Origin of the sequence: Lacticaseibacillus saniviri JCM 17471 = DSM 24301 (assembly GCF_001311785.1) — a bacterium.
Classification (GTDB): domain Bacteria; phylum Bacillota; class Bacilli; order Lactobacillales; family Lactobacillaceae; genus Lacticaseibacillus; species Lacticaseibacillus saniviri.
This window is the reverse complement of record NZ_BBBX01000013.1, coordinates 60590-72462: the sequence shown is the minus strand read 5'-3', so window position 1 is coordinate 72462 and position 11873 is coordinate 60590. Positions and strand designations below refer to the sequence as shown.

Sequence of the window (11873 nt, the reverse complement as noted above, 5' to 3'; positions counted from 1 at the left end):
ATCAAATACGGTTCAAAGCAAAACAAACAATTAAACATGATAGCCAGTTTTGAGAGCTCAAAGTTCTCATAAGTGTGGTGGCGATAGCGAGAAGGATACACCTGTTCCCATGCCGAACACAGAAGTTAAGCTTCTCTACGCCGATAGTAGTTGGTGGGAAACTGCCTGCGAGGGTAGGAAGCTGCCACGCTTGATTCCGGTTTAGCTCAGTTGGTAGAGCACCTGACTGTTAATCAGGTTGTCGTCAGTTCGAGCCTGACAACCGGAGTTTTTTATGGAGAGTTGTCCGAGTGGCCGAAGGAGCATGGTTGGAAACCATGTATACGGGTATTCCCTGTATCAAGGGTTCGAATCCCTTACTCTCCGTTAAAAATTGTATGGCCCGTTGGTCAAGTGGTTAAGACACCGCCCTTTCACGGCGGTAACATGGGTTCAAATCCCGTACGGGTCACTTTTGGAGGATTAGCTCAGTTGGGAGAGCGTCTGCCTTACAAGCAGAGGGTCACAGGTTCGAGCCCTGTATCCTCCATTTTTAAGTTAATTGGTCCTATGGTGTAGGGGTTATCACGCCTGCCTGTCACGCAGGAGATCGCCGGTTCAAATCCGGCTAGGACCGCTCACTGAGAGCTTACACATTGTGTGAGCTCTTTTTTATCTGATCTGAATGGATTAACAAAAATGCGATAGCCAACATTCTGGCTATCGCATTTTTGTTTAATTATCTAGCCATGTAACCGGACCAGCCAAAATAGGAGGCCGTAGATTACGGGTAACCATAATCGATAGGGGACAAGCCGCTTGTTGTGCGCCCAGAGCCAACTGATAAGAACGATTCCTGCAATACTCAATAGCGTCAAGCGGGTCGAGAAGTAGGCGCCAATGGCATAGATGACGAGCGTGAGTGGTAGTAACCAACGAGTTGCTGCCATCGATGGTATCCAGATGACGAGCAGTAATGGTATGTCCAACAGTAACAGATCGAGGAGCAATGTGTTCGGCAGAATCTGAACGACCGCGATAACGAATAAGGCCTGAAAGAAGAAAAGCTGGAGCAAAGTCAATGTGTCGCGCCAAGCTGGTGATAGCGTCTGACTCATCAGTACCAATGTCATGCCTAATTGTGCCAAAATGAGCCAGATGACTTGTGGCTGGCTGAGAAAGAGACCAAAGCTGGCGACAACAAGACCTATCAACCAAATGACTGAGAACCAATCGAGTTGGATGCCCGCGATACAGAGTGCCATGAGTAACAACCAAACAATGGTGCCACTCATGTTATCCTGCAGCCAGTTGAGCGTGATGAGTGGTAATAGAATCGCCTGGATTAGGATGGGCAGGCTGTGTAACAATCGATCTTTTTGAATTGCGATCACTCCTTTTGTGAACGTGCTTCATTCATGGTACAAAATTATGGCAACTTTCGCAAAAGAATTTCGTTCGTGAGCCAAGTATGCTAGACTATATAAGTTGCAAAGAATTCCCGATAGGGTCCGCGCATGCGGAGATGCCTTGTAACCGAGAATGAGGGGGAAACATAAGAATGCAGGAAAAACATTTATTTACTTCAGAATCAGTTTCTGAAGGCCATCCAGATAAAGTCGCGGACCAAATTAGTGATGCGATTTTGGACGCCATTTTGGCACAAGATGCAAATGCACGTGTTGCGTGCGAAACCACTGTTACAACTGGGCTTGTTCTAGTTGTCGGTGAAATTTCAACGTCGGCTTATGTCGATATTCAAGCTGTTGTTCGTAATACCATTCGTGAAATTGGTTATACCAAGGACTCAGGGTTCGACCCTGATAGCGTTGGTGTCATGGTTGCCCTTGATGAGCAATCACCTGATATCGCGATGGGTGTGGACGATGCGCTAGAACATCGTGAAGGCGATAAGGACCCACTGGACCAAATCGGTGCCGGGGATCAGGGGATGATGTTCGGTTATGCAACCGACGAAACCCCAACTTATATGCCGTTAGCCGAAGCATTAGCACACGCGCTGATGAAGCAGACGGCTCAGGTGCGCAAGACAGGTGAGCTCACCTATCTGCGGCCTGATGCCAAGGCACAAGTCACCGTTCAATACGATGACGAGGGCTTACCAATGCGGGTGGACACTGTTGTCTTATCCACACAGCACGATCCAGACGTGACCCTGGAACAGATTCGTCACGATATCGAAACCTTGGTCATTCGCAAAGTGATTCCAGCTGATCTGTTGGATGATGCGACCAAGATTTATGTTAATCCAACGGGCCGTTTCGTCTTGGGTGGTCCTCAAGCCGATTCAGGTTTGACTGGCCGGAAAATCATCGTTGATACTTATGGCGGCTATGCGCGTCATGGTGGTGGTGCCTTCTCCGGTAAGGATGCGACAAAGGTGGACCGTTCCGCAAGTTATGCGGCACGTTACATCGCAAAAAAATGTGGTTGCGACTGGCTTAGCTAAGCAGGTTGAAGTGCAACTGGCCTACGCGATTGGGGTTGCGAAACCCGTTTCGATTTCGGTCAACACATTTGGCACCAACACCGTACCAGAATCACGGATTGAACAGGCAATTCGTGAGCAATTCGATTTACGCCCTGCAGGGATTATTCAAATGTTAGATTTGAAACGCCCAATCTACAAACAAACAGCAGCATATGGACATTTCGGACGTACAGATGTTGATCTTCCGTGGGAGCACCTCGATAAAGTCGAGGCGTTACGCGCGTACTTAGGTTAAACGAGTTAAGAGGCGGCCCTTTGTTGGAGTGAATCCAACAGGGGTCGTTTTATTTTGGCAAAGCGGCCGTGGCTGGTCGAAAGGATTGGGTCACGGTCATCAAGAAAGGACGATCACATGGCAAAGAAACAAACCAATGTTGCATTGGTGACCATCGCTATTTTGTAGCAACATTTATGACCGCGATTGAGGGGACCATTGTCTCAACCGCGATGCCGACCATCGTGGGCTCCTTACATGGGGTCCACTTGATGAACTGGATTTTTCGATCTATCTCTTAACCAATGCAATGGCGACTCCAATTTATGGGAAGCTCGCCGACCGCATTGGTCGCAAACCGGTCTTTATTTTGGGCCTGATTATTTTCGTCTTGGGCTCATTGCTCTCCGGATTATCGCAATCCATGGAGATGTTGATTCTGTTCCGCGCGATTCAGGGGATTGGGGCCGGCGCCATCATGCCGGTGACCTTCACGATCATCGCGGATATCTATCCATTGGAAAAAGAGCGAAGGTGCTCGGCTTCAATGGTTCGGCATGGGGGATTGCTTCAGTGGTCGCACCACTGCTCGGGGGCTTCATCGTCGATCAGTTGAGCTGGCACTGGATTTTTATCATCAATGTGCCGATTGGGCTAATCACACTGCTGTTAGTCGTCTTCTTCCTTCATGAAGATGTCACCACCGTCCGCGAACCCATGGATTATCTGGGGACACTGTGGTTGTTGCTGGCATTATTATCGATGATGTATGGTTTCCAAACCCTAGCTGGTACCAACGGCCTCATCACGTTCATCGGCCTCATGTTAGTTTCAGCTTTGATGCTGTGGCTGTTTGTGCGGCAGGAGAAAAAAGCGCAAGATCCGATTATTGATCTCGAGCTGTTTAAGAATCGGCCCTTTGTCGTGCATAACCTCATCGCGGCACTGATTGCTGGATTCGTCATTGGCTTTGAAGTCTATATGCCGATGTGGATGCAGGGTATCTTGGGTCTTGAAGCGTCACTCGGGGGCTTTGCGGTCACACCAAGTAGTCTGATGTGGATTGTGGGTTCGTTTGTCGCGGGCCGGCTATTGGTCAATTATCGACCACAGCGCCTGTTGTATGTAGCGCTGGGCGTCTTATTGATTGGGAGTTTGGTGCTGGCATTGGTGCCAGAAAGCACGCCATACTGGTTCTTCCTCATCGTTGCCGGTGGATTGGGCTTTGGCTTTGGGATTACCATTACCACCACCACGGTCACCGCACAGGCCGTTGTCGCAAAAGACCAGGTCGGTGTGGCCACCAGTTTCAATACATTGAGTCGTACATTGGGGCAAACCCTGATGGTCAGCATCTATGGGATTGTCTTGAACATGCGATTGGCTCAGGGGGTGCGCGATAATGCCGATATCACCACGGGTATGTTGAACAAGCTCATCAATCCGCACACAGCCAGTCAGTTACCGGCCAAATTATTGCCAACACTGCATCAAATTCTGTATGAAGGCTTACACAATATCTACTTCTTCTCTGTTGTGATTGTGGTTTTGGCCATCGTGGTCAATTGGTTTGATAAGACCAAGTTACATCAGGATTAGGTTTATCGAGACATCAAAAAAGCACGTATGGCTTGAAACCATACGTGCTTTTTTCTATGGTAGTTGTCGTTGCTTTACGACCCAGTTCGAGCCGATCAGCCAGGTGAGACTGATGCCGATTAATCCCTCGAGATAGCCGGCCAGCACATCACTTGGATAATGTACCTGCACGTAGATCCGAGATAAGCCCGTGGCCAAAATCAAAGCGGCAGCCAAAATCGTCCACAGCCAGCGCCATTTTGGATTCTTGACAGTGATCCAAGTCATGAGGATGAGGGTGCCATACAGCAACATCGTGCCAGAGGAGTGACCACTGGGAAAACTGTACCCACCAATCGGGGCCAGCGGCACGATACTGGGGTCGGCCACGAAAGGCCGGGGGCGTTGAATCATATGTTTGATGATTGAGTTCAGGCCGCTGAAGATCAACACATTGACTGCCAACAAGGCGGCATAGCGCGGGTTCTTGTAGATGACGAGAATCAGGGCTATCAAGATGCCGATGATGCTCACCTGAACGGGGCTGCCCAACCAAGTGAAACTCAACAGAATATTGGTGAGCCATGCGGGTCGGTGAGCGATCACAGGTGAAATAATCGCTTGATCGAATTGGGGAATCCATGCGGCGTGTTGTTGCACGCTGATTAAAATAATGATAAAGCCAATTAAACTGAGACTAAAAACGGTGATTGCGGGTTTATGTCGTACCATAAGGATTTCCTTTCAATATTAATCCTATTATACTAGCACAGTTTACTGAAAAGGACTTGTTGTAAATCCTAAAGTTTGTTATATTGTAACCAATATCAAACGAACGAAGAAATAGTAGTCAGGGTTGTCGATCAGAAAGTGGGCGGTGAATGCGAGCCCAACAATCAAGCCTGGTGAACTCGTCTTTGCGTTGTCACCGTGAACGATTAGTAGCGGTGACCGGACTGGCCGTTATCCAGATTGAGGGCTGCATCTGCAGAACTTAGGTGGTACCGCGGCGAAAGTCGTCCTAATTTTTTAGGGCGACTTTTTTGTTGTTTGAAAATAAAAGGAGGATCACAATGGCTTACCAACACCAAGAAATTGAACACAAGTGGCAGAAATACTGGCACGAACACAATGAATTCAACACCACGACCGATCCCAACAAGAAGAATTATTACGCATTGGACATGTTCCCATATCCATCAGGTCAAGGGCTGCACGTGGGCCATCCTGAGGGTTATACCGCAACGGATATTGTGTCCCGCATGAAGCGGATGCAAGGTTACAATGTCTTACATCCAATGGGTTGGGATGCATTCGGTTTGCCAGCGGAACAATATGCGTTGGATACCGGCCACAATCCGGCCGATTTCACCAAGAAAAATATCGAAAACTTCAAGCGCCAGATCAACTCATTGGGTTTTTCTTACGACTGGAATCGTGAGATCAATACCACCGATCCATCCTACTTCAAGTGGACCCAGTGGATTTTTGAACAGCTCTACAAGAAGGGCCTCGCTTACGAAGACGAAGTCGCTGTGAACTGGAGCCCAGACCTGGGAACCGTTGTGGCGAATGAAGAAGTTATTGACGGCAAGACCGAACGTGGGGGGTATCCTGTCATTCGCAAGCCAATGCGCCAATGGGTGTTGAAGATTACCGCCTATGCGGATCGCTTGTTGGATGATCTGGACGATTTGGATTGGCCTGAAAATATCAAGCAGATGCAACGCAATTGGATTGGCAAATCAACCGGTGCGCAAATCACCTTCAAGGTGGCGGATGATCAAGCTGATTTTGACGTCTTCACCACACGCCCAGACACCATCTACGGGGCAACCTATGTCGTCATGGCACCCGAACATCACTTGGTTGACGAAATCACCACGCCTGAACAAAAAGCCGCTGTGGCCGCTTATATCGAAGAAGCTGCTAAGAAGAGTGACTTAGATCGGACGGATTTGGCCAAGGATAAGACAGGGGTTTGGACAGGGGCTTATGCCATCAATCCTGTCACCGGCGACAAGTTACCCATCTGGATTTCTGATTATGTCTTAGTTTCTTACGGGACCGGTGCCATTATGGCCGTTCCTGCCCACGATGACCGCGACTATGCCTTTGCTAAGCAATTCGACCTGCCAATCAAGCAAGTCATTGAAGGCGGCGATATCAGCAAGGAAGCTTATACCGGCGACGGCCTGCACATCAATTCTGACGTGCTCGATGGCCTCGATAAGCCAACCGCGATTGCCAAAATGATTGATTGGTTGAAAGAACACAACGTCGGTGAAGCCAAGGTCAACTACAAGCTGCGTGACTGGGTCTTCTCCCGTCAACGTTACTGGGGTGAACCCATTCCCGTGATTCATTGGGAAGATGGCGAAACAACCTTGGTCCCAGAAGATCAATTGCCACTGACACTGCCTGAAGAAGCAGATATTCGGCCAAGCGGTACCGGTGAATCACCACTGGCTAACGTTGCCGATTGGGTGAACGTGGTCGATGAGAATGGCCGCAAGGGTCGTCGTGAAACTAACACGATGCCACAATGGGCCGGGAGCTCATGGTATTACATTCGCTTTGTGGACCCACACAATAAGAACCAAATTGCCGATCCTGAAAAGCTCAAGGCATGGTTGCCTGTTGACCTGTATATCGGTGGTGCAGAACACGCGGTCTTGCACTTGCTGTATGCGCGTTTCTGGCACAAGTTCCTCTATGATTTGGGTGTTGTGCCTACCAAGGAACCATTCCAAAAGTTGTATAACCAAGGGATGATTTTGGGTGACAACCATGAAAAGATGAGTAAGTCCAAGGGTAACGTGGTTAATCCTGATGACGTTGTCGAAGAATACGGTGCTGACACCTTGCGCCTGTACGAAATGTTCATGGGCCCACTGGATGCTGGGATTGCGTGGAGCACAGAGGGCTTAGCCGGTGCTCGCAAGTTCTTAGACCGCGTTTATCGCACCTTTGTCGATGATAACGGTAAGGCGCGCGATCGCATCACCACAATCAACGACGGCAAGCTGAAGAAGGTTTATAACCAAACCGTTAAGAAGGTTACCGAAGACTATGAATCCTTGCACTTCAATACCGCCATTTCACAGATGATGGTCTTCATCAACGATGCCCAAAAGGTTGATGATTTGCCACTCGAATATGTCGAAGGCTTTGTGAAGATGCTGGCCCCAATCGCACCTCATTTGATGGAAGAAATCTGGTCCATCTTGGGTCACGATCACAGCTTAACGTACGCGGCTTGGCCAACGTACGATGAAGCAGCACTGGTTGATGACACGCAGAAACTGATGTTACAAGTGAACGGTAAGCTGCGCGGTGAACTCACTGTGCCTGTTGATACCGATCAAGATACCATCAAGCAATTAGCACTTGAAAACGAGAATGTCGCGCGCTTCGTCGCTGATAAGACCGTTGTTAAGATGATTGTGATTCCTGGTAAGATTGTGAATATCGTTGTGAAGTAATGACAACAAGAAACCGTGGCTATCCGTTCTGGATGGTCACGGTTTTTATGTTGTAACAGACTTGTTTAAGAAAAGGTAAAACTCGGCGACATTTGTCAGTTGCTGGTCAAATAGGCGCATCATCACCATAAGACGTCTGTTTTTATCGCCTTAAATCAGGTATGATGTATTGGTGTAATTTTAATCGAAAACAATGAAGTGACGCGAGCATTCGCGTGATGAGGTGAAGGACTTTCATGGCAAAAGAACAAGCGGATCAAGTACAGGAAAAACCCGTCCGGTCAGCCAAAGAGCAGATGATTCGGGGCTCAATCTGGATGACGGCGGGGAGTGTCTTCTCACGTGTCCTGGGTGCGATCTATGTGATTCCTTGGATGATCTGGATGGGGAGTCAGTCAGCAGCGTTAACGGCTAATGCGCTGTTCACAAAGGGTATCAGATCTATGCGATTTTTCTGATTATTTCGACGGCGGGTGTTCCTGGCGCGGTTTCTAAGCAGGTTGCACGGTATAACGCCATGAATGAGTATAAAACGGGATTGCGACTCTTCTATCATGGGGTCTTGGCCATGAGCGTGATGGGTGTGATTTCGTTTGGGGCAATGTGGCTGTTGGCACCGGTGCTCAGTGCGGGTGACACGCGGATGATTCCGGTCTTTCAATCGCTAGCTTGGCCATTGCTGATTATTCCGGTGCTGAGTCTGATTCGTGGTTTCTTCCAGGGCTACAACGAAATGGCACCGAGTGCAATCAGTCAGTTCATCGAGCAGGTCGCCCGCGTCATCTATATGTTGGTGACGGTCTATGCGATCATGCAACTGGGCAATCATGACTTGGTTCACGCGGTCTCACAATCAACCTTTGCGGCCTTTATCGGGGCAATTTTTGGACTTGGGACGTTGATTCTCTACTTCGTCAAACAGCGACCACGCCTGCATCGATTGGCGGCAGAAGGGGAAGACAACCTCAATATTTCCGTCAATCAGATTCTGTTAGAGGTTGCGCAACAGGCGATTCCGTTCATTATCATGGACTCATCGATTAACCTGTATTACATCATTGACCAGTACAGTTTTGAACCGATGATGATGCGGTTGTTCAACACGAATAAGGATCAATTGGATCAAATCTATGCGTTGTTCGCGGGGAATGCCAATAAGTTGATCATGATTGTGGTCAGCTTGGCGGTGGCCATGGCGATTACGGCGGTGCCACTGTTAGCGGCAGCCAAAACACGTGGCGATGTTCGCGAACTCGCAAACCAAATCACTAATAATTTGCAGTTGTTCTTCATCATCATGATTCCATCGGCATTTGGGATGGCTGCCATTTCTCAACCTCTGTATGTCATCTTCTATGGCTACAATGACTTAGGGATTGCGATGCTGCATTTCTCATCCTTCTTGGCGATTCTCCTGGGCTTATTCACCGTTTTGGCGGCGATTCTGCAGGGATTATTCAATAATCGCTTGGCCATCATTGAGATGTTGATCGGGTTCGCCACCAAAATTGTGTTGCAGTGGCCATTGATTTTCTTCTTCAATGTTTATGGCCCGCTGATGGCGACCATGATCGGGATGGCGGTGTCGTCCTACCTGATGCTGCACTCCATGCACGAACAGTATCATTTCCATGCACGGCAAACGGTACGGCGGGTGACGGGAATCACGGCATTTTCCTTACTGATGTACTTTGCCGTCCGCGTGATCATCTTCGGTTTCAACCAGGTGGTCAATCCAGCGAGCCGGCAGTGGTCTGTTGTGATGCTAATCGTGGCGTTGGTTGTCGGTGTGGCCATCTACGGCTACTTGGTCCTCAAGACGCGATTAGCGGAGTATGTGGTCGGCGCTCGGGTCAGTGGGATTCGTCGCCGGTTACACATTCGGTGATGTGATGAGATTGGACAAACAGTTGAGCCATCTTCAATATGGCTCCAGAAAAGAAGTGCGTGAATTGATTAAGCATAAGCATGTGGCAGTCGATGGGGTGATTCAAACTGATCCCGGTTTTGACGTCAAGACGGCGACAATCGCTGTTGACGGGGAAGTTGTGGCTGGGGCGTTGGATGTGACCTATTTGCTGAATAAGCCACAAAATGTGATTACAGCTACTGAAGACGCGCATCAAGCAACCGTCCTCGATCTGATTGCAACGGCCGATAGACGCCCAAATTTGAGTCCTGTTGGGCGATTGGACAAAGATACAACGGGACTGTTGTTTCTGACGACGGATGGTCAACTCGCCCATCGTTTATTAGATCCTAAGAAGCATGTGCCCAAGACCTATCGGGTGCAGCTGCGGGAACCATTGACGGATACGGCGCAGGAAGTGCTCGAACACGGAATTTCCTTCAAGGATTTCACCAGTCAGCCCGCTCAGGTTGAGCGGTTGACCCCTGATGCCATGCAGATTGCGTTAACGATTCATGAAGGTAAATTCCACCAAGTGAAGCGGATGTTACTGGCCGTTGATAACGAGGTGATGCAGCTGGAACGCATCGCCATGGGTGGCCTGGCACTGCCAGAAGATCTGGCGCCGGGTCAATATCGCGCCGTGACAGATGATGAACTTGCGCAACTAACAGCAAAATAAGCTAGTAAGAGGTTGTGACAAAAGGTGCTCAGTTGCTAAACGCGAGTTTGCACACTTCTTTGTGAACCGGAATTCTCAACCTTTTGGAACACGATTAATCTATATTGTTCAGAAATTGAAAGAGGGATTGTGACAAAACAAAGTTTTGTCACAATCCCTTATTTTCATGCATAGTATTAACAGCGATTACTGCGGGCTGAGAAAATCATCGCGATAGTCACTGATGAAGGTTTGGATATCACGTGGTTCCCGGTTGAGCACGCGTTGGACCGTGTCATTGACAGTCTTGGCATTGCCCAATTGCGTGATCAGATAGAGCATGACCATCACGTTAACGAAATCCTTTGGCAGGCCGCGTTTGCGCATAACGTGGCGAAATTTCAAAAGACTGGGGCGACTGTAAGTGATCGGTGTGTTCAAAATCTGAGTCATGATGGTGGCAATCTCGTCGTAAGTCAATGCGGCAGGGCCGGTGATATCCAACTTCTGATTCACATATTGCGCGTCGGTCAAACAAACCGCTGCGACATCAGCGATATCGCGGGTGTCGATGAAACTTGTTTTGGCGTGACCCGCCGGAATAAAGAGGTCGTGGTTGACCTGGATATCGTACTGATGGGTTGAGCTCAAGTTCTGCATAAAGAAACTTGGTCGAATAAACGTGTAGGGGATGTCGTGCTGTTGAATCATGTTTTCGATCTGATGGTGTGGCGTCATCGGGTTCTTTTCAACACCCAGCAATGACACAAAAACAATCTGCTTGATGTGCTGTTGTTGAGCATAATCGATGAATGGCGCCATATCTTGTTTGGGCTTGGCAAGTTGCGGCGGACGAATAAAGAAAATCTTTTCCACACCGGAAAAGGCATCAGGAAAAGTCTTCGGGTCCAAGAAGTCAAAGTGAACGAGATTGAGATTGGGCCAATTGGCAAAATGGCTTTGGGCCTTGCTGAGTTGATGCACACCAACTGTCAGCGAAACATCGGGATTGTTGGCAAGGTTTTGGACCAGTGGTGAGCCGATATTACCCGTACCACCGATAATGAGAATATGTGTCATAGGGTCTCCTTAGAAGCATTAATTTTGGTGAGCAGGTGATTCAGAGTGGTTTGTTCAGCAGGTGAGAGATCACCCAGCACATGGTCAAGCAGGTCATCACTGGTCTGTTTGCCCGCGGCAGCTGCCGTCATGCCCGCGTCGGTTAACGATAACAGTTGCGAGCGCTTATCATCAGGATTGCTGGTTTTTTCAATCAGTTGCTTGTCGAGCAGGCGCCTGATGATGCCTGAAAGAGTGGGCTTATCCATATCCAATCGGGCGGACAAGGTGACAGCGGTTAAAGGAATTTGTTGAGCGAGTTGCTGAATCACGGCCCATTGCTGCACGGTGAGGCCTTGTTGCAGCAGGGCTTGATTGAGTTGGTACTTCATTTGCTTTGAGATATTCATCAGTAAGTAACCGGTGTTCAATATGCTCCCTCCTATTTAGTTAGTACACTAACTAAAATAATGAGC

6 protein-coding genes, 5 tRNA genes, 1 rRNA gene, 3 pseudogenes, 1 riboswitch and 1 other annotated feature are annotated in these 11873 nt (G+C 48.7%); of the genes and pseudogenes, 11 read left to right on the top strand and 4 right to left on the bottom strand.

Annotation, left to right across the window (positions count from 1 at the left end; all coding sequences use genetic code 11):
* Positions 1–73 precede the first annotated feature (73 nt).
* The 6 genes from rrf to JCM17471_RS07855 all read left to right on the top strand — a co-directional run bounded on the left by rrf (position 74) and on the right by JCM17471_RS07855 (position 616).
* Positions 74–190, top strand: a 5S ribosomal RNA gene (rrf, locus tag JCM17471_RS07880).
* Positions 191–195: 5 nt separating this feature from the next.
* Positions 196–268 (top strand) — tRNA-Asn (locus JCM17471_RS07875).
* A gap of 8 nt (positions 269–276) precedes the next feature.
* A tRNA-Ser gene (locus tag JCM17471_RS07870) sits at positions 277–366 on the top strand.
* A 13-nt stretch (positions 367–379) separates the two neighbouring features.
* Positions 380–451: transfer RNA gene (locus JCM17471_RS07865), tRNA-Glu, on the top strand.
* Positions 452–456: 5 nt separating this feature from the next.
* Positions 457–529: transfer RNA gene (locus JCM17471_RS07860), tRNA-Val, on the top strand.
* Positions 530–543: 14 nt separating this feature from the next.
* Positions 544–616 (top strand) — tRNA-Asp (locus JCM17471_RS07855).
* 106 nt (positions 617–722) lie between these two features.
* Here JCM17471_RS07855 and JCM17471_RS07850 read toward each other — a convergent pair.
* Positions 723–1373 carry a hypothetical protein gene (locus tag JCM17471_RS07850; protein ID WP_054777444.1) on the bottom strand — a complete coding sequence of 217 codons (651 nt, stop codon included), beginning with the start codon at positions 1371–1373 and terminating at the stop codon, positions 723–725.
* 89 nt (positions 1374–1462) lie between these two features.
* Positions 1463–1543: riboswitch (SMK box riboswitch) on the top strand.
* On the opposite strand from JCM17471_RS07850, the pseudogene metK reads away from it, so the two are divergent.
* Positions 1541–2726: pseudogene (metK, locus tag JCM17471_RS07845) on the top strand (methionine adenosyltransferase). Its footprint overlaps the riboswitch before it by 3 nt.
* Positions 2727–2843: 117 nt before the next feature.
* Positions 2844–4304, top strand: a pseudogene (locus JCM17471_RS07840) (MDR family MFS transporter).
* Between the two features lie 54 nt (positions 4305–4358).
* Here JCM17471_RS07840 and JCM17471_RS07835 read toward each other — a convergent pair.
* Positions 4359–5015 carry a phosphatase PAP2 family protein gene (locus tag JCM17471_RS07835; RefSeq protein ID WP_054777443.1) on the bottom strand — a complete coding sequence of 219 codons (657 nt, stop codon included), beginning with the start codon at positions 5013–5015 and terminating at the stop codon, positions 4359–4361.
* A gap of 97 nt (positions 5016–5112) precedes the next feature.
* Positions 5113–5310: a binding site (T-box leader), on the top strand.
* Between the two features lie 46 nt (positions 5311–5356).
* Here JCM17471_RS07835 and leuS point away from each other — a divergent pair.
* The 3 genes and pseudogenes from leuS to JCM17471_RS07820 all read left to right on the top strand — a co-directional run bounded on the left by leuS (position 5357) and on the right by JCM17471_RS07820 (position 10359).
* The gene (gene leuS / locus JCM17471_RS07830; protein ID WP_054777442.1) at positions 5357–7768 is read left to right on the top strand and encodes a leucine--tRNA ligase; all 2412 of its coding nucleotides are present in this window, start codon (positions 5357–5359) and stop codon (positions 7766–7768) included.
* A 236-nt stretch (positions 7769–8004) separates the two neighbouring features.
* Positions 8005–9656: pseudogene (locus JCM17471_RS07825) on the top strand (putative polysaccharide biosynthesis protein).
* Between the two features lie 4 nt (positions 9657–9660).
* Positions 9661–10359, top strand: a complete 699-nt coding sequence (locus JCM17471_RS07820) for a pseudouridine synthase (RefSeq protein ID WP_054777449.1) — start codon at positions 9661–9663, stop codon at positions 10357–10359.
* A 186-nt stretch (positions 10360–10545) separates the two neighbouring features.
* Here JCM17471_RS07820 and JCM17471_RS07815 read toward each other — a convergent pair whose 3' ends face one another.
* Together JCM17471_RS07815 and JCM17471_RS07810 are read right to left on the bottom strand one after the other, a co-directional pair.
* On the bottom strand, positions 10546–11418 hold the full coding sequence (locus tag JCM17471_RS07815) for an SDR family oxidoreductase (protein WP_054777441.1): 873 nt from the start codon (positions 11416–11418) through the stop codon (positions 10546–10548).
* Entirely contained in the window at positions 11415–11828 is a 414-nt protein-coding gene (locus JCM17471_RS07810) for a MarR family winged helix-turn-helix transcriptional regulator (protein WP_054777440.1), read from the bottom strand. Before JCM17471_RS07810 ends, JCM17471_RS07815 begins: the two co-directional genes overlap by 4 nt.
* Positions 11829–11873 lie beyond the last annotated feature (45 nt).

Bases quoted from the DNA above. Each gene is read 5' to 3' on its own strand.
- JCM17471_RS07835 (WP_054777443.1), bottom strand. From the start codon at position 5,015: ATGGTACGACATAAACCCGCAATCACCGTTTTTAGTCTCAGTTTAATT.
- leuS (WP_054777442.1), top strand. From the start codon at position 5,357: ATGGCTTACCAACACCAAGAAATTGAACACAAGTGGCAGAAATACTGG.
- JCM17471_RS07815 (WP_054777441.1), bottom strand. From the start codon at position 11,418: ATGACACATATTCTCATTATCGGTGGTACGGGTAATATCGGCTCACCA.
- JCM17471_RS07820 (WP_054777449.1), top strand. From the start codon at position 9,661: ATGAGATTGGACAAACAGTTGAGCCATCTTCAATATGGCTCCAGAAAA.